Raw genomic sequence first — 22674 nt, forward strand, 5'->3', positions numbered from 1 at the left:
CGGCGGGTCCGCGGACGGCGTCGGGTGCGTCGGGTGTGCCGGCCGGAAGCAGGTGCGTCGCGGGCCGGATATCCTGGCGGTGGCGGGGCAGCTCGTCCGGCCGTGCTCGTGCTCACCAGAACTCTGACAAACGGGATGTTCGCGTGTTTGACACCTTGAGTGACCGCCTGTCCGGGATCTTCACCAAGCTCCGCGGTAAGGGACGGCTCACCGACGCCGACATCGACGCCACCGCCCGCGAGATCCGCCTCGCGCTGCTGGAGGCGGACGTGGCGCTGCCGGTGGTCAAGGGCTTCATCGCGCGGGTCAAGGAGCGGGCGCGGGGCGCCGAGGTCTCCCAGGCGCTGAACCCGGCCCAGCAGATCGTCAAGATCGTCAATGAGGAGTTGGTCAACGTCCTCGGTGGTGAGGCGCGGCGGCTTCAGCTCGCCAAGCAACCGCCGACCGTGATCATGCTGGCCGGTCTCCAGGGCTCCGGTAAGACCACGCTCGCCGGCAAGCTGGCCAGCTGGCTGCGCGGCCAGGGCCACCAGCCGCTGCTGGTCGCCGCCGACCTGCAACGTCCCAACGCCGTCGGGCAGCTCCAGGTGCTCGGTGGTCGCGCCGGCGTCGAGGTGTACTCGCCGGAGCCCGGCAACGGCGTTGGCGACCCGGTGCAGGTGGCCCGCGCCTCGATCGAGCACGCTCGTCGGGCGGCCCGGGACATCGTCATCGTCGACACGGCCGGCCGTCTCGGTATCGACGCCGAGATGATGCAGCAGGCCGCCGACATCCGGGACGCGGTCAACCCGGACGAGGTCATCTTCGTCATCGACGCCATGGTCGGCCAGGACGCGGTGCGCACCGCGGAGGCGTTCCGGGATGGAGTCGGCATCACCGGCGTGGTCCTCTCCAAGCTCGACGGTGACGCCCGTGGTGGTGCCGCGCTGTCGGTCCGGGAGGTCACCGGCCAGCCGATCCTCTTTGCCTCCACCGGCGAGAAGCTGGAGGACTTCGATGTCTTCCACCCGGACCGGATGGCCAGCCGGATTCTCGGCATGGGCGATGTTCTCACCCTGATCGAGCAGGCCGAACAGGCCTTCGACGTCGATCAGAAAGAGAAGATGACCGCCAAGCTGATGGGCGGTGAGCAGTTCACCCTGGAGGACTTCCTCGACCAGCTCATCGCGGTTCGGCGGATGGGGCCGATCGCCAACGTGCTGGCCATGATGCCCGGCATGGGGCAGATGAAAGACCAGCTCGCCGAGGTGGACGACAAGCACTTCGACCGGGTCACCGCGATCATCCGGTCGATGACCCCGGCCGAGCGCACCAACCCGAAGATCATCAACGGCTCGCGCCGGGCCCGCATCGCCAACGGCTCCGGGGTCACCGTGATGGACGTCAACCAGCTCCTCAACCGCTTCACCGACGCCCAGAAGATGATGAAGCAGATGGGCGGCATGATGGGTCTGCCCGGAGGGCGCCGAAAGGCGACCAAGTCGCCGAAGAACAAGCGCAAGGGCGGGAAGGGTGGCGGTCGGTCGCGGGCCGGCACGGGGGCGCGGGGCGGCTTCCCCGGTGGCATGCCGCAGCTGCCGCCCGGCCTGGGCCCCGACGACCTGGCCGGCCAGGGGCTACCACCGGGATTCAAGCTCCCGAAGATCGACTTCAACAAGCTCGGCAAGGGGGATCAGCGCCCCCGTTGACCGAGGCGAGACGGGCCAGGTCGGTGCTGGTCGCGGCTGACCCGGCACCGGCCGCGGCCCGTCGGCGGTGGCCTGCCGGCCCCGGCAGGCGATCTGGTAGGACTGAGCGTATGGCTCTGCACGTGCGTGGTGTGCTCCTGCCCGAAGACGAGGTCCGGGACATCTGGCTGGTCGGTGACCGGGTGACCTTCGAGCCGGTGGCCGGCGCGGAGACCATCGCCGACGGGGGCTTCCTGATCCCCGGCCTGACCGACGCGCACTGCCACATCGGCATCGCCCGGGGCGGGACGCCGATCACCTCGCTCGACCAGGCCCGCGAGCTGGCCCAGGCCAACCGGGACGCCGGGGTGCTCGCCATCCGGGACGCCGGCTCCCCGTACCCGTATCCGGAGCTCGACGACGCTCCGGACCTGCCACGGCTGGCCCGGGCCGGCCGGCACGTGGCCCCGCCGAAGCGCTACCTGCGCGGCGTCGGGGTGGAGGTCGGCGCGGCAGAGGTGGCCGCGACCGTCGCCGCGCAGGCCGACGCCGGCAACGGCTGGGTCAAGCTGGTCGGCGACTGGATTGATCGCGGCGTCGGCGACCTCGCCCCGGCCTGGGACCCGGAGACCATGACCGCAGCGGTTCGCGCCGCGCACGCCGCCGGGGCCCGCGCCGCGGTGCACACCTTCTCCGAGTCCGCCGTTGAAATCATGGTGCGGGCCGGGGTCGACTCGGTGGAACACGGCACCGGCCTGAGCCTGGACCTGATCGACGTGATGGCCCGGCAGGGCACCGCGCTCATACCAACTATGATCAACATACGTAATTTCGGTGGCATCGCGGACCAGGCGCGGGCGAAGTTTCCCAGCTACGCCGACCACATGCTCGCCCTGCGAGACCGCTTCCCCGAGGTGGTCCGCGCCGCCCACCAGGCCGGCGTGCCGATCTACGTCGGCACGGATGCCGGCGGTGGCATCGCACACGGTCTGGCCGCCGAGGAGATGCTGGTGCTGCACGAAGAGGCCGGGATGCCCGCCGAGGCCGTCCTCGCCGCCGCCTCCTGGCAGGCCCGCGAGTGGCTCGGCTTCCCCGGTCTGGTCGAGGGGGGCCTGGCCGATCTGATCGTCTACCCGGAGGATCCACGGCGAGACCTCCGCGTCGTCCGGTCGCCCACCCGGGTCGTCCTCCGCGGCCGGGTCCTGCGCTGATCCACCCCGGTTGGTCAGTTGTCCGGGTGGAGCGACCGCCCGCTGGCGGCGACCGCCCCGGCGGCACATAGGATGTGCGGTCATGGCGCGCGTGCTCACTCCCCGTGCGGAGGACTTTCCCCGCTGGTACCAGGACCTGATCGCCAAGGCGAAGCTGGCCGACAACGGCCCGGTCCGGGGGACCATGGTGATCCGACCAGCCGGCTACGCCATCTGGGAGCGGATGCAGGCCGAGATGGACAACCGGATCAAGGCTGCCGGCGCGGAGAACGCGTACTTCCCGCTCTTCATCCCGGAGGGCCACCTCAAACGCGAGGCCGAGCACGTCGAGGGCTTCTCACCGGAGCTGGCGGTGGTCACCCACGGCGGCGGCAAGCAGCTCGCCGAGCCGGTCGTGGTTCGCCCGACCAGCGAGACCGTCATCGGCGAGTTCATGGCCAAGTGGGTCGACTCGTACCGGGACCTGCCGTTGCTGCTCAACCAGTGGGCGAACGTGGTCCGCTGGGAGCTGCGCCCCCGCATCTTCCTGCGCACCAGCGAGTTCCTCTGGCAGGAGGGGCACACCGCGCACACGACCCGCGAGGACGCCCGCGCCTACGCGCGACGAATTCTGCACGAGGCGTACGAGGACCTGATGGTCAACGTCCTCGCCATCCCGGTGCAGGTCGGCCTCAAGACCGCCCGGGAGCGGTTCGCCGGTGCGACCGCCACCTACACCCTCGAGGGCATGATGGGTGACGGCAAGGCGCTCCAGCTGGGCACCAGCCACGAGCTGGGGCAGAACTTCGGCCGCGCCTTCGACATCAGCTACACCTCGGCTGAGGGCGGCCGGGAGTACGCCTGGACCACCTCGTGGGGCACCTCCACCCGGATGCTCGGTGGTCTGATCATGTGCCACGGTGACGACGACGGTCTGCGGGTGCCGCCGAAGCTCGCGCCGGTCCAGGCGTACGTGATGGTCGTCAAGGACGGCGAGGGAGTCGGCGAGGCCGCGGCGCGGCTGCACGACGCGCTGCGGGATGCCGGCGTCCGGGTCGCGCTCGACGACCGGACCGACACCCCCTTCGGCCGTCGCGCTGTTGACGCGGAGTTGCGTGGCTACCCGGTCCGCGTCGAGATCGGCCCCCGCGACCTGGCCGCGGGGAACGCGGTCGTGGTACGGCGGACGGACGGGTCGAAGTCGCCGGTGCCGGTGGCCGACGTGGTCGGTGTGGTGCGCGCGGCTCTCGACGCCGACCAGCAGGCGCTACACGACCAGGCGCTCGCCCGTCGGCAGGCGCGGACGCGTGAGGTGGGGACCCTGGCCGAGGCGATCGAGGCGGCGGCGACGGGCTGGGCCCGGGTGCCGTGGTCGGTGGTCGGCGCCAAGGGCGAGGCGGAGGCGAACGCCGAGGGCGTCACCGTGCGGTGCCTGATCCGGGCCGATGGCTCGGTGCCGGACAGCGAGGACGAGCCAGACCTGGTCGCCGTCCTGTCCCGAGCCTACTGAGCCGCCCCGCGGGGGCCGAGACAGCGACCGACCCGGTGCTGCGCGAGCTGGTCCGGGTCGGCGGTAGCCGGACCCCGTCGAACCGGTGGGTCGGTGGTCGGCTCGGCGCTCGAACCGGTGATCGGTAGGGTCGGGCAGGTGAGGTTCGAGCCTGGGCGGTTGGTGGTGCACCGCAACGTGCGGCGGGGGCGGATCGGGTGGGTTCGTCCGGCGCGCGTTGTCAGCGATGACGACCGGGGGCTGCTGCTGTGGATCCCCCAGGGCTCTCGGGTGGCCAGCGAGACCACCGACACCGGAGTCGGGATGCGGGCGGTTCCGTTCGCCGAGTGGATCGTCTCGGCGTACCGGCTGACCGTCGCGCGGTGGCAGGGGCCGGCCCTGCTGAAGTTCCTGCCGGTGGGGGCGGCGCACTCGGTCTGGTGGTTCCGGGACGAGCAGGGGCGTTTCGCCCATTGGTACGTCAACCTCGAGGAACACGGCGTTCGCTGGGACGACGGTGGGCTTGCCGGCGTTGACGTGGTGGACCAGGATCTCGATGTGCTGGTCCACGCGGACCGCCGCTGGGCGTGGAAGGACGAGGGCGAGTTCGCTGAGCGGCTCGCCTTCCCGGAGCACTACTGGGTGCCCGACCCGGACGCGGTCTGGGCCGAGGGGAAGCGGGTGATCGCCCGGGCCGAGGCGGGTGAGTTCCCGTTCGACGGCACCTGGTGTGACTTCGTGCCGCCGGTCGAGTGGACGGCCCCGCTGGACCTGCCGCCCGGCTGGGACCGGCCGCCGGCGCGCTGACGGCTCCCATTCGACCGCCGCGGGCGCGGCCGGCCCGCCCCGGTCGAATCCGTGTGCGTTTCGTCATAGTCGAATGGTGAGCCGGGGCCGATCCGATGTGAGGCTTCTCGGTCCGGTCTGGCAGAATGGCTGGCTGGTATCCGGCGTGGGTCCGGCGCCCTCTACCCGGGCACCACGTCAGTCCACCCGAGCAGTCTCCGGCCCAACCCCACTGTGCCGGAGAGCGCGCTCACCCGTGCACCGCCCGTCCAGGGTCGGTGGAAACAACAGGAGCGAAAACACTGTGGCCGTAAAGATCCGGCTCCTGCGGATGGGCAAGATCCGCAACCCGCAGTACCGCATCGTCATCGCCGACTCGCGCACCAAGCGTGACGGCCGGGCGATCGAGTTCGTCGGGATCTACCAGCCGAAGCATGACCCTTCGGTGATCGAGGTCAAGTCGGACCGGGTGCAGTACTGGCTCTCCGTGGGCGCGCAGCCGAGCGAGGCGGTGCAGCGCCTGCTGGAGAAGACCGGCGACTGGCAGAAGTTCAAGGGCCTGCCGGCTCCCGAGCCGCTGAAGGTCGCGCCCGAGCGGGTCGACCGCAAGGCGGCCTACGAGGCTGAGGCGAAGGCCGCCGCCGGTCTGGCGGAGGCCCCGACCAAGCCGGCCAAGAAGGCCGCCAAGGCCGAGGCGGCGCCGAAGACCGACGAGGCGGCGCCGAAGACCGAGGAGCAGGCCGGTGCGGGCTCCGGCGAGCAGGGCTGACGTGGCACTGCGTCCGGCGCTGGAGCATCTGGTCAAGGGCATCGTCGACAATCCCGACGATGTCCGGGTCCGGCTGGTCGATTCCCGGCGGGGCAAGCGGCTTGAGGTCCGCGTGCACCCGGAGGACCTCGGCACGGTGATCGGGCGGTCCGGGCGGACCGCGAAGGCACTGCGCCAGGTCATCGGTTCCATCGGTGGACGCGGCGTACGCGTCGACATCGTCGACTCGTACTGATGCTCGTCGTCGGCAGGATCGGTAAGCCGCACGGGATCCGCGGTGAGGTGACCGTGGAGGTGCGGACCGACGAACCTGAGACGCGGTTTGCCCCGGGCTCGGTGCTGCGCACCGAGCCCGGGGCGAACGTGCCCGCCCACCCCGGCGCGTACCGGGTGCCGGGTGAACTGACCGTCGAGGCGGCTCGGTGGCACCAGGGGCGGGTGTTGCTGGTGACGTTCGAGGGTGTGCTCGACCGTAACGTCGCTGAGGCGCTCCGCGGAACCCTCGTCGGGGTGGACCGCGCTGACGTGGCCCCGCCGACGGACCCGGAGGAGTTCCACGACCACCAACTGGTCGGCTTGGCCGTGGTCACCTCGGCTGGGGAACGGCTGGGTGAGATCGCCCGGATCGACCACGCTCCCGCCGCGGACCTGTTGGTGCTGCGCCGCCCTGGCCGCCGGGACGTGTTGATCCCGTTTGTCCAGGCGATTGTGCCCGAGATCGACCTCGCTGGCGGCCGCGTCGTCGTGGATCCGCCCGGCGGCCTGCTCGACCTCTGACGCCGGCGGCCCGCTCGACCTTCAGCCGGCGGCCCGCCTGACCCCGGCCGGTAGCCGGTTCGGCCGGGCCGTCCGGCCCGCACAGCTGTTGGAGTCCCGCATGCGCGTTGACGTCGTGTCGATCTTCCCGGAGTACTTCGCTCCGCTGGACCTGTCGCTGATCGGCCGGGCCCGGGCCAGCGGCACACTCCAGCTGGCCGTGCACGACCTCCGTACCTGGACGCACGACGTGCATCGGACGGTCGACGACACGCCGTACGGCGGGGGACCGGGGATGGTGATGCGGCCGGAGCCGTGGGGGGAGGCGCTGGAGGCGCTCGCCCCGCCGGGAGGCAACCCGCCGCGGCTGCTGGTGCCCACGCCGGCCGGTGCTCCGTTCACCCAGGCGCTGGCCCACGAACTGGCCGCCGAGCCGCACCTCCTCTTCGCCTGTGGCCGGTACGAGGGGATCGACCAGCGGGTGCTCGAGCACGCCGCGAGTCGGATGCCGGTCACCGAGGTCTCGCTCGGCGACTATGTGCTCTTCGGCGGCGAGGTGGCGGTGCTGGTGATTCTGGAGGCGGTGACCCGGCTGCTGCCCGGGGTGCTCGGCAACGTCGGCTCGCTGGACGACGAGTCGCACGCCCACGGGCTGCTGGAGGCACCGATGTACACCAAACCGGCTGTCTGGCGGGGCCAGGAGGTGCCAACGGTGCTTCGCTCCGGGGACCATGGGAAGATCGCCCGCTGGCGCCGGGACGAGGCCCTCGCGCGGACAGTCGCCCGACGACCGGACATGATCGCCGCGCTGCCTCCAGAGTGCCTGGACCCGCGGGACCGGGCGGCGCTGGAGCGGGCCGGGTTCCCGGACCCGCCGGAGGGTGTGGCAAAATAAGGGGTTGCCGCAGTCGACCGCGCCGCGGATGGCTGCGAGGACCCTCGACCGGGGCCGGCAGGTGCCGGTAACCATCCGAGGGTCAGAATCACCCATTCGCGCATCGACTGACGATGCGCCGTGAGCCTCGCGAGGACGCAGCGATGAACATCCTGGACGCGCTAGACGCCCAGTCGAAGCGGACCGACCTTCCCGATTTCCGCGCCGGTGACACCGTCAAGGTGCACGCACGGGTCGTCGAGGGAAACCGGTCCCGGGTCCAGATCTTCCAGGGCGTCGTCATCCGTCGGCAGGGTGACGGTCTGCGGGAGACCTTCCTGGTCCGCAAGATCAGCTTCGGGGTGGGCGTCGAGCGTACCTACCCGGTCAACAGCCCGGCCATCGACCGCATTGAGGTCGTGACCCGCGGTGATGTCCGGAGGGCCAAGCTCTACTACCTCCGTGAGCTGCGCGGCAAGAAGGCGAAGATCAAGGAGAAGCGGGAGAAGCAGCCGAGCTGACATCGTGCTGCACCACGCAGCCTGAGCTGCGCGTATGTTGTACGAACCGGAGGACACCACCCGGGGCGTACCAGCGCGGCCAGATGCCCCCGCCCAGCGGCGGGAGAGGTGTCCACTGCCGTCCGGCGACCTCGACCAGGTCTCCGGACGGTAGTGTCATTTCTGCGGACCGGGGAGGCGTGGTGCAGACGCGCGACGAGGACGGCGCGGTCGACCCGCGGCGTCGCCGGGCCCGGCGACGCCGCCGCCCGATGCCGCTCTGGCAGGAGTTGCCGCTGCTGCTGACGGTCGCGTTCTGCCTCGCGGTGCTGATCCGTACCTTCCTGCTTCAGGCGTTCTTCATTCCCTCCAGCTCGATGACGGAGACGCTCCTCGTCGGGGACCGGGTGCTGGTCAACAAGGTCGTCTACGACGTACGGGACCCGGTGCGGGGAGAGGTGGTGGTCTTCCGCGGCACCGAGCGGTGGGCCGCCCCACTCGACGAGGAGTCCGAGACCGGGTTCCTACGCCGGCTCACCGCCACCTTCGGCGACCTGGTGGGGGTCGGCGGCCCCGGCGAGAAGGACTTCATCAAGCGGGTCATCGGGCTACCGGGTGACCGGGTGAGCTGCTGCGACGAGCAGGGGCGGGTGCTCGTCAACGGCATGGGCATCAACGAGCCGTACGTGTGGCGCGACTCGCCGCTGGACCTCCCGCCGAATCCGGGTGAGTGCCGCGCGCGTCGCTTCGACGAGGTGATCGTCCCGCCTGGGCAGCTCTTCGTGCTGGGCGACAACCGGCTGGTCTCCCAGGACGCCCGCTGTCAGGGCCCGGTGCCGATCGACAATGTGGTCGGACGGGCGTTCGGCGTGGTATGGCCATCGTCGCGGTGGGGCGCACTCTCCACACCGGAGACCTTCGCGAACGTTCCGGCCTCGGTGGGTTTCCCGACCAGCGGGCCACCGCCGGTCGCGCCGAGCCCCGAGGGTGGCGTGCTGCTGCTCCTTCCGCTTCCGGCCGCGTGGCTCAGTTCTCGCGCGTTCCGTCCGGTGCCGCCCAGCTCGGCAACGTAGGCTCCTTTCCGTGATTGACGAGCAGACCGACAAGTCCCGCAACTCCTTCTGGAAGGAGCTGCCAATTCTCCTGGGCGTGGCGATTCTGGTCGCGGTGCTGGTACGTGCCTTTGTGCTGCAGACCTTCTTCATCCCGTCGCCGTCGATGGAGAACACCCTCCAGATCGACGATCGGGTGCTGGTCAACAAGCTGGTGTACGACTTCCGCTCGCCGAAACGAGGCGAGGTGGTCGTCTTCAAGGCGCCGACCTCGTGGAGCGGCAACCCGGACGGTGAGGACTTCATCAAGCGGGTCATCGGCATCGGCGGCGACCACGTGGTCTGCTGCGACGAGCAGGGGCGGATCACGATCAACGGGGTTGCCCTGGACGAGCCCTACCTCTACTCCGTCGGCGGCGAGCGGGACCAGCCCGCCGACCAGGACTTCGATGTGACCGTCCCACGGGGGCGACTGTGGGTGATGGGCGACCACCGGTCAGCCTCGGGCGACTCGTTGCAGCACTGGCAGCAGTCGGGGGAGGACGTCCAGGAGGCGACCATCCCCGAGGATCGTCTCGTCGGCCGCGCCTTCACGATCTTCTGGCCGCTGGACCGGGCGCGCTGGCTGAGCGTGCCCGAGCAGTACGGCCCCATTCCCCGACCCGGAACCTGAGCCGGTGGGCCCGGTAGGCCCGGTAGGCGATAGCGGTGGCGTCTGGCAGGCTGGGACGGTGACCGCCGCCCATGTCCTCCGTTGCCCCGCCCGGGTGTTGCTCGTCGCCGTGCCCGGCCGTCTCCTGCTCGTCGAGCCGTGGGCGGGCGTGGACAGGGGCGGGCCGTGCTGACGCCGCCGCGTACCGTGGTCCGCCGTGACGGCGGGCTCTACGCGCTGGAGCGTGCCCTGCAACGACGCGGATTTCGGCAGGTGGCCGGCGCCGACGAGGCCGGCAGGGGCGCCTGCGCCGGCCCTCTGGTGGCCGCCGCTGCCATCCTGCCCCCGGGGCGGCGAGGGGAAGTCGACGGGCTCGCCGACTCCAAGCTCCTCACCCCGGCCAGCCGAGAGCGGGTGTACGCGGAGGTCATCGCCCGGGCGTCGGCGTACGCGGTGGTGGTGATCCCGGCGGCGGAGGTCGACCTGCGCGGACTGCACGTGTGCAACCTCGCGGCGATGCGTCGTGCGTTGGCGTCGCTTGCCACCCCACCGGAGTACGTGCTGACCGACGGCTTCGGGGTGGATGGTCTGGACGTACCCGGGTTGGCGGTCTGGAAAGGTGACCGGGTAGCGGCCTGTGTGGCGGCAGCCAGCGTGCTGGCCAAGGTCACCCGAGATCGGATCATGGTGGAGCTGGACCTGGAGTTCCCCGGTTACGGGTTCGCGGAGCACAAGGGCTACATCACTGCCGAGCACTCGGCTGCGCTGCGGGAACGTGGGCCGTGCCCGGAACACCGGTTTTCGTACGTCAATGTCGCCACCGTGTCCGGCCGGCAGGGGGCTCCGCCCCGAGCTCGTCGACCGCTGGTCGCCGAGGCCGACGAGGCGATGGAACGCGCTGGGGTGGTAAAGGGTACCGTCGGCGTGGCGTTGGGCGAGCGGCCCTGGGCTGGGGCGTCGGTGGGGAATGATGTGGCCATGGAAGGCGGGATGGGATGAGCGCGGAAGATCTCGAAAAGTACGAGACGGAGATGGAGCTGCAGCTCTACCGGGAGTACCGCGACATCGTCCGCCAGTTCTCCTACGTTGTGGAGACCGAGCGTCGGTTCTATCTGGCGAATCAGGTCGACCTGCACGTGCGTAACTCGGACGGTGAGGTCTACTTCGAGGTCGAGATGCATGATGCATGGGTGTGGGACATGTACCGTCCTGCCCGGTTCGTCAAGAACGTCCGGGTAATGACGTTCAAGGACGTCAATGTGGAGGAGCTGGAGAAGCCGGATATCTCGCTGCCGGCTGATTCGGGGTTCGGCAGCTGATCCTCCGAAGCTAGCTGCCCCTGGCCGTGGCTGGCCCTTCCGTTCCCTACCATCGGGCCCAATGCCCGCCGTCCGTCCGGATGGGCACGTCACCCCGATCCCACTGTCGGGCTCAGCATCCGTCGCCCTGACGGCGCTGTCGCCCAGGTCCCAGAGTCGGGCCCGGACGGCCTCGTCTAGCAGATCGCATCGCTCTCCGTAGTTTCTCCACAGTGTAGTGGCTATCCACAGGTGATCAGGGCGGGGGCGGCCGTCGACCTGCTGTCCGGGCAGGCTGCCGCCATGGAGCCGTCACCGATCCTCGCCATTGTGCTCAGCGCCGGGCTGGTCACCACGCCCGCCGTGCCCGCATCGCCGTTGGTGGAGCCCATGTCGCCCGTGGTGGGGCCCACGTTGCCTGGGGTTGGTTCCACGCCGGCTGCAGCGGGTTCCCCATCGCGCCGGGTGGTCCCGACCTTCCGGTGGCCGCTGCCGGGGGAGCCGCCGGTCGTGCGGCGGTTCGACCCACCGCCGCAGCCCTGGTTGCCCGGCCACCGCGGCGTTGACCTGGCTGCCGGAGCCGGTACGCCAGTGTTGTCGGCGGGCGACGGTGTGGTCACCTTCGCCGGTGCCGTGGCCGGCCGTCCAGTGGTCACGGTGGGGCACGCCAATGGCCTACGGACCACCTACGAGCCGGTGCACCCCGTCGTTGAGGTTGGCACTCCGGTCCTGGCTGGAGTGCCGATCGGTCGTCTGCGGGCCGGGCACCCGGGCTGCGCGGCTCCAGCATGCCTGCACTGGGGTCTGCGCCGAGGCGACACCTATCTGGACCCGTTGGCGCTGCTCGGTCGGGGGCCGGTGCGGCTGCTGCCACTCGATGGGGCGCTTCGGTAGCCGGTCGCGCCGGCTGGTCGTTCGGCGTTTCGAGTTTCTAGACATTATAAGGTGTTTTAGGCATGCATACACGATTTTAATAGTTCCGAAGTTTGTTGAAGTGTAAATCTCTTATAGAGGCAGGAAGTTACTGAATGAGCCACTTTCGTCGTGACGGTGCAGGTCACGGGCGGTGCGGGGGGGGGTCCAGGTAGGACGAGGCTCCACGGTAAGACAGCAATCGACCAAGATCAGATGCCCCAACCGGGAGCCTCGTGGTGCTGTCTTACCCTGCCGCGATTCCGTTGTCCACCCGCAGCCTGAACCACCTCGCCGCCCTCATCCGATCCCGCCGCCAGCATCGACGGTCCCGGTGGCGACGCCTCGACCCCGGTCGGCAAGCCCTGCTCGCCCTGGCCCACCTGCGTAACGGCGACACCCTGACCTGCCTGGCCGCCGGATTCGAGATCGGCGTCACGACGGCCTGGGCCTGGGGGGTGGGCCGCAGGTGGCGGGTAGTACCTGATCAGGGCGGGGTGCCGGCGACCGTGTCCGGCGACTGGCTCTGCGCCTCGGCCACAGCAGCCGCCTCGTTGCCAGGACGGCGATGCTCATGGCGATCCTGACCTCACCCGAGGTGGACGTCATGACAGCGGCGGATCCGGCTTACTCTGGCGGTGCGGACTGCACAACCAGCGCCGCGCCCATGCCGCGCCGAGTCAGAAGCCGGTGCCCCGGCCCGGCCGCCAGCCGATACGCACCGGTACCCGTGCCTATCAATGCATCGACTGTCCGTAGCCCCGTCCATCGTCACACACCCCGCCGGTATCCCCGCTGTCGAGGGCGCGGGCGAGCCTGGTGCGGACCATCTGGACCTTGGTACCACGACCGTGCCTTCGACTGTGTCAATCAGCCATCAGGTTTGCTGTCTAACGCGGGGTGACAAAGGGTGTATCGCAGTTGGTGCTCCTTCTCAGCGCGTTCCTTCAGGTGGGTCTCGTGGCGTTGTCCCGTCAGGCGGCTGGCTTGCGGCCGGTTCGCCACTCGACTCGACTGACCGCGGGCATGGGGTAGGTCGACACCGGGGTGTCGGTGTACGCGGCGTCGCCCCCGAACCTCTCCCCGATCCGGTCAAACCTGAGATTAACCCACAATACCGGCTAAAGCGTGGATACTGTGACGCCTGACAGCGCTCGTGAACGAACCTCGTATACCCGTACATCCGGCTGGGTCTCGTATGGGGCGTGCACTGCCGGTATCGCTTGGCGTCGGCGGAACCTCGAGTCCACGGCGCCGGCTGAATGCAAGGGGTTCCGAGACGCAAATCTTCACACCCAGGAAGTGATGCTGATGTGGAAAATGATACGTCCGACGTTCAGAAGCGCGTCCACGATTGCCGCCGGGGCGCTCGCCTGCACCGTGGCTGTTGGTGTCGCGGGCAGTGCACCACACGCGCTCGCGGATCCCACGTCGCCGCTAATGCCGGGGAACTCTCCAACGGTACAAAATCACGGTTGGGGTACCCCCGATGGCGGTGGCCGGTTGGTCCCGCCCTACTACTCCGAGGAGCATCACTATCCGGATAGTCGCCACCGCGAACCCGTAATCTTCTCGACTGACATGTCGATGGGGTTGACCACGGGGGCCCGAAATGGAATGTCCACCTCGGTCCCTGACATCGATGACTCGTACGCGCTCGCCCTTGCGCTGGCCAACGGGGTTGATGTGCGAGGTGTGGTGACAACCATGGGAAACTCGATGGTCAAACCGACCATGGTTACCGCCCAGGCAACAGTTGACGCCCTCGGTGCGGATGTGCCCGTGGTGCAAGGGGCAGAGGTCTGGTTGCCGGTAGAGGCCCAGCAGACCACCGGTGGCGTGGATCTGACCGGTACCTGCGTCAACGATGGCGTCCGGTTCATGGCCGACCAGCTGCGGGAGACGGGCGGGTTGACGATCCTGGCGATCGGTCCGTTGACCGACGTGGCGTGTCTGGCCATGAACTTTCCGGAAGAGGCCGCCCTCATCTCCCGGATTGTCGCCCTCGTCGGCAGTAAGCCGACGACAGTGTTCGAGCTGTTCGGGACCCCGTTGGTTGACTTCAACTACATTATGGACCCTCGTGCCGAGCAGGTCATACTAGAGGAAACGAACATTCCTTTCACGGCCATCACCTTCGACCTCTCCTCTCTGGCGCCGATCCCGATCCCGGAATTGGAGCGGTTGGCCAGTAGCTCGGACCCGCTCGCACGTTTCTACGGCGAGTCGTCGATGCCACGCCTGGAGATGCTGAAGGAGATAGACTTCGGTCCTGCATATCCGATCTTTGACGCCGCCGCCGCATGGCATCTCATTCGGCCGCAAGACCAGGTATGTCAGCAGGCCGGATATCGACTGCAGACCGGATCGCCGGCAACGGCGCAGGCCGGAGAGACGGATATCTACGACTGGTTCTCGCCCGAGATCACCGAAACTCGGCAGGTTCTTTCGTGTACGGGCTTCACGAGTAAGGAAGCGGCAGGCCGCTACCAGAACGCGATCCTTCGGGCCGTTGGCGGAGTTGGATGGTCCGATCAGGACGTCCCCCTGAACGATGAGAGCCCCCTGCGGACCGACGAATGGGCCGCGCCGACCGAGGAGCGCGCCGCGCGGACCGATGAGCGGGCTGCGCCGACCGACGAGGGCACGTTGCCGACCGATGAGGGCGTCGGGCGGATTGACGAGGGTGCCGACCGGGCGCCCTGGTGAGCCTCGGTGGAGCAACCACTTCGGGGAGAGAGGCTGAGTCGACGGCAGGGCGGTTCAGCGCTGCGACCTGATTGAGTACCGGGAACGCGTGCCAAGCAACGGGTTACGTCCTCACGCCACCGGGCTGGGGACGTAACCCGTGCCGCGTCAGTGCTCGCCCACCGTGGCCGTGGGAACGTCGCGGGTGGGCGGCGGATGCCCACGGGGCTCCCGCACGAGGGTGATCGTGCGGGCGTCGCGGCAGGCCGCCGGCTCACGCACGAGGGTGGGCCTGCCGGTACGCGGACCGCAGCCGCTCGACCGACACGTGCGTGTAGATCTGGGTGCTGGCCAGCGAGGAGTGACCGAGGAGCTCCTGCACCGTCCGCAGGTCCGCGCCGCCCTCCAACAGGTGGGTCGCCGCCGTGTGCCGAAGCCCGTGCGGGCTGGTCCGGGGTAGGCCCGCCGCCGTCGTGTACCGGCCGACGATCCCCCGCGCCGTGGTCGGGTTGAGCCGGCCGCCCCGCGCCCCGAGCAGCAGCGCGTTCGCCGACTGGGCGCCGACCAGCCGGGGGCGGCCGTGGCGGAGCCACGCGTCGAGCGTCCGCTGCGCCGGGACCCCGTACGGCACGCTGCGTTCCCGGCCCCCTTTGCCGAACACCCGGAGCACCCGCCGGCCCGGGTCCACGTCCGCGACGTTCAGGCCGCACGCCTCACTGACCCGGACCCCGGTCGCGTACAGCAGCTCCAGCAGCAACTGGTCCCGCAGCCGCACCGGGTCGGCGGCACCAGGCGGGACGTCATCGGTCGGCTGACCCCGGGGCGCCGCGTGCGCCGTCTCCAACAGGGCGGCTGCCTGATCGACCGGGAGTACGGCGGGGAGTTCCCGGTGGGCGCGGGGACTGGCCAGGCCGGCGGCCACGTCGACCGGTAGTCGGCCGTCGCGGTGCGCCCAGGCGCTGAAGGTGCGGGCCGCGGCGGATCGCCGAGCCAACGTGGACCGGGCGGCTCCCGTCGTTCGCTGCCGGGCAAGCCAGCTGCGGATCTGTGCCAGCGTGAGGTCCGCGGGAGTCCGGGCTCCCGCCCGTACGGCGTGGTCGAGCAGACTGATGACATCGGCGACGTACGCCCGGACGGTGTGAGTGGAGCGGTTCTGGACCTGGGCTAGGTGGTTCGCGAAGTCATCCGCCGCCTCGCATAGCGGCGCAGGGAGCGCTGCGTGTAGAGCCCGGGTCGCTTCGCCCCGCTTCACTGGCTGGCCCCGTACCAGCTGGCGAGCCGGCCGAACGGTCCGACCGTGAGCTGTTTGTCGGCGTGCACCCGTTCAGCCTACGGCGGCCCCTGCGGCCCCTGCGGTCGCCGCTGGGCGTTGGCGGTCGCGGCGTCCGTCGGCGTTCGGGTGGTGGGTCTCGCGGGCGAGAGCGCGTACCCGTCGCCGCGTCGGTTGACCAGGCCCAACTCCTCGAGGAGAGCCAGCTTGCGCAGCGCTGTGCGGGCCACGACCCCGGACCGGGCGGCGATGTCGTCGACTCCGTGTACGCCTCGCCGGGGCAGCGCCTCCAACACCATGGTGGCCTCGTCATCGAGCTGGTCTCGTACCCGCGCGGGCCCGCGGACCGGCGGTGCCAGGTCTCCGCCGATGCGACCCACCTCCTCGAGCACCTGTGCGGGGGATACGACCAGCCGGGCTTCCGGGTACTGCCGAAGCAGCTCGTGCGCCCCGACGGACATGGTGGAGGTGACCGGGCCGGGCACCACCATCGCCGGCCGGGCCATTGCCAGGGCCCGGTGCATCGTCTGGGTCGCTCCGCTGCGGGCGGCGGCCTCGACCAGCACGCTGCCCCGGGTCGCCGCGGCGATCACCCGGTTACGGATCAGGAACCGGGGCCGCAGCGGATCCGCCCCCGGTATCCACTCGCTGACCAGCAGCCCGGTGTCGGCGATTCGGTCGAAGAGGGCGGCGTTGCCCATCGGGTACGGCCGATCCAGGCCGCAGGCGAGCACGGAGACGGTCAGCCCGCCGGCGGTCAGCGCCCCCCGGTGCGCCGCGGCGTCGATACCGAATGCCCCGCCCGAGACCACCGTCCAACCCCGTTCGGCCAGCCCGTACGCCAGCTCGGTGCCGACGTGGACGCCGTACCCGGTTGCGGCTCGGGCGCCCACCAGCGCGACCGAACGGTCCAGCGTCTCGGCCAGGGGGTGTCCACCCCGCACCCAGAAGCAGAGCGGTGGGGCGGTCTCTCGGTCAACCCGACGGGTCGAACCCCCTAGGACGAGGCGGTGTAGGTCGGCGACGGGACGTGGCCACTCGTCGTCGGTCGGCGTCACCAGCCGGGCGCCGAGGCGGTCGGCGCGCTCCATCGCCTCCGCGGCCACTGCGAGCGGGTCTCCGGCCGACAGCCGGGCCGCCACGGTTTTCCGCAGGCTGTCGTCGGGGGTGCCGCCTTCCCGTAGCAGGGCCAGCGCGCCAGCCGCGCCGTACTGCTGGACCAGCCTGAAGACGGACCGGTTACCCGGTTCGGCGATCCAGGTCAACGCCACCCTGGCGAGGCGGTCGGCGTCGAGCGCCGTGACTGACGGCTCACTCGTCGGGTGTCGCATGTCGGCCCACTCCGGACTTGCCGCTGATCCGGAGTCGGCACCGGCCTCGTCCCCGGCGGTCACAGCGCCTCCCCGGTGCGCAGGCCGATCGCCTCCCGGACGTCCTCGGCGTCGGGGCGCTGCCGACCGTCCAGGTCGGCGATCGTCCATGCCAACCGGAGGACTCGGTCGAAGCCCCGAGCCGAGAGTGACCCCCGGTCGAGCCGGGCACGTAGCTCCCGGATGTCCGGGCCGGGCAGGCACCAGGGTGGCCGCCGCAGCACCGGACCGGGTAGTTCGGCATTACTCCGCTGGCCGAGGCTCGACCAGCGCTCGAGGGCCGCCGCGCGGGCTGCCGCGACCCGGACAGCCACCACGGTTGAGGCCTCGCCGCCGGAGCTCACCTGCATCAGCTCGGCGGCGCGTACCGGCCGCACGGTCACCTGGATGTCGACCCGGTCCAGGAGCGGGCCGGAGAGGCGACCGAGGTAGCGGCGTCGGGCGAGCGGGGTGCAGTCGCAGGAGATATCCCCGGCTGGCTTGGCGCAGGGGCAGGGGTTGGCGGCCAGAACAAGCTGCACCCGGGCCGGGTATTCGGCGGTGCCTCGGGACCGGGCCAACCGGACCCGGCCGTGCTCGAGCGGCTGTCGGAGGGCGTCGAGAGCGCGCCGATCGAATTCGGGAGCCTCGTCGAGCAGCAGTACGCCCCGGTGGGCCAGGGACACCGCGCCGGGGCGGGCGAGGCCGGAGCCACCACCGACCAACGCCGAGACGGTGGCGGTGTGGTGCGGTGCCTGGAACGGTGGTCGTCGGATCAGCCGTCCACCGGAGGGCATCAGGCCGGCGATCGAGTGCAGCGAGGTCACCTCCATCGCCGCGTCGTCGGGTAGCTCGGGTAGGACCGATGGGAGCCGTTCGGCGAGCATGGTCTTGCCAGCGCCGGGCGGGCCGAGTAGGGCGAGGTGGTGTCCGCCGGCGGCGGCTATCTCCAGGGCTCGCCGGCCAAGGCTCTGGCCGGCGATGTCGGCCAGGTCGAGGGTGGGGGTGGGGTCCACCGGAGTGGCCGGGGGCGGCTCCGGCAGAGGGATGCCGTCGGTGAGGAAGGTGGCCAACTGGCGGAGGCTGCGGACAGCGTGGACCTTGATGCTGGGGATCATGCCCGCCTCGGTGGCGTTGTCGAGGGGAACGACCACCTGGTGGTGGCCGGCGCGGGCTGCGGCAGCGACCATGGGTAGGGCCCCGCGGACAGGGCGGACGGTGCCGTCCAGGCCCAGCTCGCCGAGGAGCACCACCTGATCCAGGCGGGCCAGTGGTAGCTCTCCGGCGCTGCCCAACACCGCTACGGCGATCGCGAGGTCGAAGCTGGAGCCGTGCTTGGGCAGGGTGGCGGGGAGCAGGTTGATGGTGATCCGGCGGTTGGGCCAGGCCCGACCGGAGTTGACCACCGCGGCGCGGACGCGGTCGCGTGCTTCGTGCAGGGCGGTGTCCGGTAGGCCGGTGATCGCCACGGTGGGCAGGCCGGGGGCGAGGTCGGCTTCGACCTGCAGCACATGCCCGGTGACCCCGACCAGGCCGACGCAGCGGACCCGGGCGTAGCTCATCGGTGCGCTCCCATGTCAGAAGGCCCCTTTCAGGTGCTCGACGTGGGGCGGGCCACCGGTGAGGCGGATGGAGAGCACGTCAAAGCGCACCTCGTCGGCCCGGGTGCCGGTCTCGGCGAGCCAGCGGGCGGCGAGGAGCCGTAGCCGGCGGGCCTTGGTGCCGGTCACGGCCGCGGTGGGGGTGCCGAAGGTGTCGGTGCGTCGGGTCTTGACCTCGCAGATGGCGAGGACCGGGCCGTCCCAGGCGATGATGTCGATCTCGCCGTGCGGGCAGCGCCAGTTGCGGGCCACCGGCCGTAGCCCCGCCGTGATCAGGTGTCGGAGGGCGCAGCGTTCCCCGTATGCACCCACCGACTGGTTGTGTCTGCTCATGCCCGGCACGGTGCCGGGGTCAGCTCCGGGTTGTCGTCCGGGCAGTGCGGACCTGTGGACGACGATGCCGCCTGTGGACGAACGGACGATCAAGCTGTCGACGTGCTATGGACCTGACGCGGTCGTTGGACCGGACCACCTCGCCGAGCACGGAGAGTGGTGCTTGGATAACCAAGGTTGGTTGGGCTGGTGCAGGCCGGGGCCGACTACCCGGCGAATGGCGTCCGCGCAGTCGGTCGCATACGGTGCCGACGTGGACGGACGACGGAGTTTCACCGAAGATCAGGAGTCGAGTTGGTACCCCGGCGACCGGGAGCGGGGCTATGGGGAGCCGACCTGGCGGGGTGAGAGCCGCTACGGCGAGGGGGACCTTCGGGGCCCCGAGCAGGGTGGCGGGGACCGCCGGTACGGGGACTTTGGCGACGGGCGGGGAGGGCTCGGCAGCCCGGAGGACTCCGGTGCGTTCCGGATCGGCGAGGAGGACTCCGGACGCTTCAGCGCCACGGGTGCGTACGGCGACGCCCGGTCGGAGACCGAGAGCTACCGGGCGAGCCGCTCGCGGCGGGCCGGTGCTGACCCGGAGATCACCGGCGAGTCCGTCGCTGACCGGCCGGGGCGGCGCTCGCGGGAGGCGCGTGACCAACTCTCGGCCTCCAGCGCGGACGCGTTCGGTGGGGCCGGCCCGGTCGCGGAGCCGGGGCAGTCGGGCGCGCTGGGCGGATACCCGATCGTGGAGTCGAACCGCCCCGCCGGCGAGGCGGTCAACCCGCTGGAGCTGCCGACCGGACCGATGCCGCCGGTCGGGCCGCGCGGTGATCTGTCGCCCGCGGCGACGCCGACGCCTCCGACGAGCGACGGCGTCTATCGGACACGCCGACCCGCGTTGATGGTGATCTTCGCTGTCCTGGTGTTGGCCTTCGAGGTGCCGGCACTGCGGGTGCTGCTGGACGGGTTGACCGGGGAGCTGGCGGCGGCGAACGTACTGGCCGGGATGTTCCTCGTCGGCGGGGTGCCGATCTTCGCCGTCGGCCTGTACGGGCTGCGTGCCGGCGGGTTGTCGTTGGCGGATGGTCGCGGTTGGCTGCGGCCGCCGACGGCCCATCTCACCGCCGGACTGGTGCTCCTCGTGGCGGCGGCGCTCGCGGTCGGCTGATCGCCGGTCGGGCCGGCTGTCGGCCAGCCCCGGGGCCCGACGGTCGGTCAGCCCCGGGGCCCGACGGCCGGTCAGCCCCGGGGCCCGACGGCCGGTCAGCCCCGGGGCCCGACGGCCGGTCAGCCCCGGGGCCCGACGGCCGGTCAGCCCCGGGGCCCGACGGCCGGTCAACCTGGGTCCGGCCGGGTCAGCCAACTCCGGTCTGGCGGGTTGGGGTCTGCGACAATCCCGGCGTTGCGACCCTTACTCCCGAACGCGGGGTTAGTGGGAGGTGGCGTACACTGGTCGACTGGCGACCGCCTTGCGCGGTCGACCTCGCGCGCCCTCTCCGCGGCTTGCCGTGGGGCGGCGGCTCCCTGGTCCCGACCTCTTGGGTCGGGCCCACCACGGCCGACGACCGGGCGCCAGGACGCCCGGCCGCCGGCCGGGCGGAACAACCAGGGATGCAAGGAGTACCCATGGCCGTCGTGACCATGCGCCAGCTGCTCGAGAGTGGTGTCCACTTCGGGCACCAGACCCGGCGCTGGAACCCGAAGATGAAGCGCTTCATCTTCACCGAGCGCAACGGCATCTACATCATCGACCTGCGCCAGACCCTCGACTACATCGAGAAGGCGTACGAGTTCGTGCGCGGGACGGTCGCCGAGGGGGGGAGCATCCTCTTCGTCGGGACCAAGAAGCAGGCGCAGGAGGCGATCGCCGAGCAGGCGACCCGGGTCGGTCAGCCGTACGTCAACCACCGCTGGCTCGGTGGCATGCTGACCAACTTCCAGACGGTGTACAAGCGGCTCCAGCGGATGAAGGAGCTGGAGGCCCTCGGTGACCTGAGCGGCACCGCGGCCGGCTACACCAAGAAGGAGACCCTGCAGCTCAACCGCGAGAAGGGAAAGCTGTCGCGCACCCTCGGGGGTCTGCGGGACATGCAGAAGCTTCCGGCCGCGATCTGGGTGGTCGACACCAAGAAGGAGCACATCGCCGTTGACGAGGCCCGCAAGCTGGGCATTCCGGTCATCGCTGTGCTTGACACCAACTGTGACCCGGACGAGGTCGACTACCCCATTCCGGGTAACGACGACGCGATCCGCTCGGCGGAGCTGCTGACCAAGGTCGTGGCCGCCGCCGTCGCCGACGGCCTGATCGCCCGTTCCGGCCGCCGTCGGGGCACCGACGAGAAGCCGGAGGCGGGGGTCGCCACCGACGAGCCGCTGGCCGAGTGGGAGCGCGAGCTGCTCGAGGAGCCGAAGAAGAGCGACGAGCAGCCGGCGAAGAGCGACGAGCTGCCGGTGAAGACCGACGAGCAGCCGACGAAGAGCGACGAGCAGCCGGCGGCAGCCGCCGCGGAGTGACCGCCCACCCGTCCCGCCGTTTGGTCGGGCCCGGGCACATTGTCATCCCAGACCATCCCACCCGCAGTCTCACCACTGAAGAGAGAGTCATGTCCAACTTCACCGCCGCGGATGTCAAGAAGCTCCGGGACCTCACCGGCGCCGGCATGATGGACAGCAAGAAGGCGCTGACCGAGGCCGAGGGCGACTTCGACAAGGCTGTCGAGGTCCTGCGCGTCAAGGGCGCCAAGGACGTCGGCAAGCGGGCTGGCCGGACCGCCGCCAACGGCTTGGTCGCGCACTCCGGCAAGGCGTTGCTGGAACTCAACTGCGAGACGGACTTCGTCGCCAAGACCGACAGCTTCGTCGCACTGGCCCAGCAGTTGGTCGAGCACGGCGAGCGCACCGGCGTGAACAGCGCCGAGGAGCTGTTGGCCAGTGAGATCGATGGCAAGGGCGTCGCCGAACTGATCCAGGAGCAGTCGGCCAAGATCGGCGAGAAGCTGGTGCTGAACCGGTTCGCGAAGCTGGACGGCACCGTCGCGGTCTACCTGCACCGCAAGGCGCAGGACCTGCCGCCGGCCGTCGGTGTGTTGGTGCAGTACACCGGCCGGACCGACGAGGCGGGCGACGCCGACGCACGCGGTGTGGCGATGCAGATCGCCGCGATGCGTCCGCAGTACCTCAGCCGGGACGAGGTGCCGGCTGAGGTCGTCGAGTCCGAGCGGCGCATCGCCGAGCAGACCGCCCGGGAGGAGAACAAGCCCGAGGCGGCGTTGCCGAAGATCGTCGAGGGCCGGGTGAACTCCTTCTTCAAGGACTTCGTCCTGCTGGAGCAGGCGTCGGTCACCGACAACAAGAAGCCGGTGCGGCAGGTTTTGGCCGAGGCCGGTGTTGAGGTCACCCGCTTCGTCCGGTTCGAGGTCGGCCAGGCCTGAGCCGAGCCCGAGTGCTTGCCGGCGCTCGGGACGGGAACGTGGACGAGGAGGTCGCCGGTGTACGTGTTAAGC

22 protein-coding genes and 1 pseudogene are annotated in these 22674 nt (G+C 70.4%); 19 read left to right on the forward strand and 4 right to left on the reverse strand.

Annotation, left to right across the window (positions count from 1 at the left end):
- Positions 1-143: 143 nt before the first annotated feature.
- The 16 genes and pseudogenes from ffh (at position 144) to STROP_RS06640 (ending at position 14654) form a co-directional block, all read left to right on the forward strand.
- The gene (gene ffh / locus STROP_RS06565; RefSeq protein ID WP_011905203.1) at positions 144-1688 is read left to right on the forward strand and encodes a signal recognition particle protein; all 1545 of its coding nucleotides are present in this window, start codon (positions 144-146) and stop codon (positions 1686-1688) included.
- A gap of 110 nt (positions 1689-1798) precedes the next feature.
- Complete coding sequence (locus STROP_RS06570) at positions 1799-2878, forward strand: amidohydrolase family protein (protein WP_011905204.1); 1080 nt, start codon at positions 1799-1801, stop codon at positions 2876-2878.
- A gap of 82 nt (positions 2879-2960) precedes the next feature.
- The gene (gene proS, locus STROP_RS06575) at positions 2961-4367 is read left to right on the forward strand and encodes a proline--tRNA ligase (RefSeq protein ID WP_011905205.1); all 1407 of its coding nucleotides are present in this window, start codon (positions 2961-2963) and stop codon (positions 4365-4367) included.
- 138 nt (positions 4368-4505) lie between these two features.
- Positions 4506-5153 (forward strand): ribonuclease FAU-1 family protein, encoded by a 648-nt coding sequence (locus tag STROP_RS06580; protein ID WP_011905206.1) that lies wholly within the window; start codon positions 4506-4508, stop codon positions 5151-5153.
- A gap of 283 nt (positions 5154-5436) precedes the next feature.
- Positions 5437-5901 (forward strand): 30S ribosomal protein S16, encoded by a 465-nt coding sequence (rpsP, locus tag STROP_RS06585; RefSeq protein ID WP_011905207.1) that lies wholly within the window; start codon positions 5437-5439, stop codon positions 5899-5901.
- Positions 5876-6136, forward strand: coding sequence for an RNA-binding protein (locus STROP_RS06590; RefSeq protein WP_011905208.1), 261 nt, complete (start codon positions 5876-5878; stop codon positions 6134-6136). The genes rpsP and STROP_RS06590 overlap by 26 nt, the downstream gene beginning before the upstream one ends.
- Positions 6136-6678 carry a ribosome maturation factor RimM gene (rimM, locus tag STROP_RS06595; RefSeq protein WP_011905209.1) on the forward strand — a complete coding sequence of 181 codons (543 nt, stop codon included), beginning with the start codon at positions 6136-6138 and terminating at the stop codon, positions 6676-6678. The genes STROP_RS06590 and rimM overlap by 1 nt, the downstream gene beginning before the upstream one ends.
- A 100-nt stretch (positions 6679-6778) precedes the next feature.
- Positions 6779-7552, forward strand: coding sequence for a tRNA (guanosine(37)-N1)-methyltransferase TrmD (trmD, locus tag STROP_RS06600; protein WP_011905210.1), 774 nt, complete (start codon positions 6779-6781; stop codon positions 7550-7552).
- Positions 7553-7695: 143 nt separating this feature from the next.
- Positions 7696-8052 (forward strand): 50S ribosomal protein L19, encoded by a 357-nt coding sequence (rplS, locus tag STROP_RS06605; protein WP_011905211.1) that lies wholly within the window; start codon positions 7696-7698, stop codon positions 8050-8052.
- Between the two features lie 179 nt (positions 8053-8231).
- Entirely contained in the window at positions 8232-9104 is an 873-nt protein-coding gene (gene lepB, locus STROP_RS06610; RefSeq protein ID WP_043535244.1) for a signal peptidase I, read from the forward strand.
- Positions 9105-9114: 10 nt separating this feature from the next.
- Positions 9115-9756 carry a signal peptidase I gene (gene lepB / locus STROP_RS06615; RefSeq protein WP_011905213.1) on the forward strand — a complete coding sequence of 214 codons (642 nt, stop codon included), beginning with the start codon at positions 9115-9117 and terminating at the stop codon, positions 9754-9756.
- Positions 9757-9921: 165 nt separating this feature from the next.
- Positions 9922-10734 carry a ribonuclease HII gene (locus STROP_RS06620; RefSeq protein ID WP_011905214.1) on the forward strand — a complete coding sequence of 271 codons (813 nt, stop codon included), beginning with the start codon at positions 9922-9924 and terminating at the stop codon, positions 10732-10734.
- Positions 10731-11054 carry a DUF2469 domain-containing protein gene (locus tag STROP_RS06625; RefSeq protein ID WP_011905215.1) on the forward strand — a complete coding sequence of 108 codons (324 nt, stop codon included), beginning with the start codon at positions 10731-10733 and terminating at the stop codon, positions 11052-11054. The genes STROP_RS06620 and STROP_RS06625 overlap by 4 nt, the downstream gene beginning before the upstream one ends.
- A 282-nt stretch (positions 11055-11336) precedes the next feature.
- Positions 11337-11927 (forward strand): M23 family metallopeptidase, encoded by a 591-nt coding sequence (locus STROP_RS06630; RefSeq protein WP_187151610.1) that lies wholly within the window; start codon positions 11337-11339, stop codon positions 11925-11927.
- 257 nt (positions 11928-12184) lie between these two features.
- Positions 12185-12400, forward strand: a pseudogene (locus STROP_RS24645) (transposase family protein); the annotation flags it as partial.
- Positions 12401-13526: 1126 nt separating this feature from the next.
- Complete coding sequence (locus STROP_RS06640) at positions 13527-14654, forward strand: nucleoside hydrolase (RefSeq protein ID WP_187151611.1); 1128 nt, start codon at positions 13527-13529, stop codon at positions 14652-14654.
- 253 nt (positions 14655-14907) lie between these two features.
- Here the strand turns inward: STROP_RS06640 and STROP_RS06645 are convergent, their stop codons facing one another.
- From STROP_RS06645 to STROP_RS06660, 4 genes are all read right to left on the reverse strand, one after another.
- Positions 14908-15885, reverse strand: coding sequence for a tyrosine recombinase XerC (locus STROP_RS06645; protein WP_011905219.1), 978 nt, complete (start codon positions 15883-15885; stop codon positions 14908-14910).
- Positions 15886-15962: 77 nt separating this feature from the next.
- On the reverse strand, positions 15963-17297 hold the full coding sequence (locus STROP_RS06650) for a DNA-processing protein DprA (RefSeq protein ID WP_011905220.1): 1335 nt from the start codon (positions 17295-17297) through the stop codon (positions 15963-15965).
- Positions 17294-18814 carry a YifB family Mg chelatase-like AAA ATPase gene (locus STROP_RS06655; RefSeq protein ID WP_011905221.1) on the reverse strand — a complete coding sequence of 507 codons (1521 nt, stop codon included), beginning with the start codon at positions 18812-18814 and terminating at the stop codon, positions 17294-17296. The genes STROP_RS06650 and STROP_RS06655 overlap by 4 nt, the downstream gene beginning before the upstream one ends.
- 15 nt (positions 18815-18829) lie before the next feature.
- Positions 18830-19186 carry a YraN family protein gene (locus tag STROP_RS06660; RefSeq protein WP_028563976.1) on the reverse strand — a complete coding sequence of 119 codons (357 nt, stop codon included), beginning with the start codon at positions 19184-19186 and terminating at the stop codon, positions 18830-18832.
- Between the two features lie 217 nt (positions 19187-19403).
- Here STROP_RS06660 and STROP_RS06665 point away from each other — a divergent pair, with 217 nt between their 5' ends.
- The 3 genes from STROP_RS06665 (at position 19404) to tsf (ending at position 22602) form a co-directional block, all read left to right on the forward strand.
- On the forward strand, positions 19404-20339 hold the full coding sequence (locus tag STROP_RS06665; protein ID WP_018830173.1) for a hypothetical protein: 936 nt from the start codon (positions 19404-19406) through the stop codon (positions 20337-20339).
- A gap of 458 nt (positions 20340-20797) precedes the next feature.
- Positions 20798-21685, forward strand: a complete 888-nt coding sequence (gene rpsB, locus STROP_RS06670) for a 30S ribosomal protein S2 (protein ID WP_011905224.1) — start codon at positions 20798-20800, stop codon at positions 21683-21685.
- Between the two features lie 89 nt (positions 21686-21774).
- Positions 21775-22602 carry a translation elongation factor Ts gene (tsf, locus tag STROP_RS06675; protein ID WP_011905225.1) on the forward strand — a complete coding sequence of 276 codons (828 nt, stop codon included), beginning with the start codon at positions 21775-21777 and terminating at the stop codon, positions 22600-22602.
- Positions 22603-22674 lie beyond the last annotated feature (72 nt).

The sequence above is a fragment of the Salinispora tropica CNB-440 genome (assembly GCF_000016425.1).
Lineage (GTDB): Bacteria > Actinomycetota > Actinomycetes > Mycobacteriales > Micromonosporaceae > Micromonospora > Micromonospora tropica.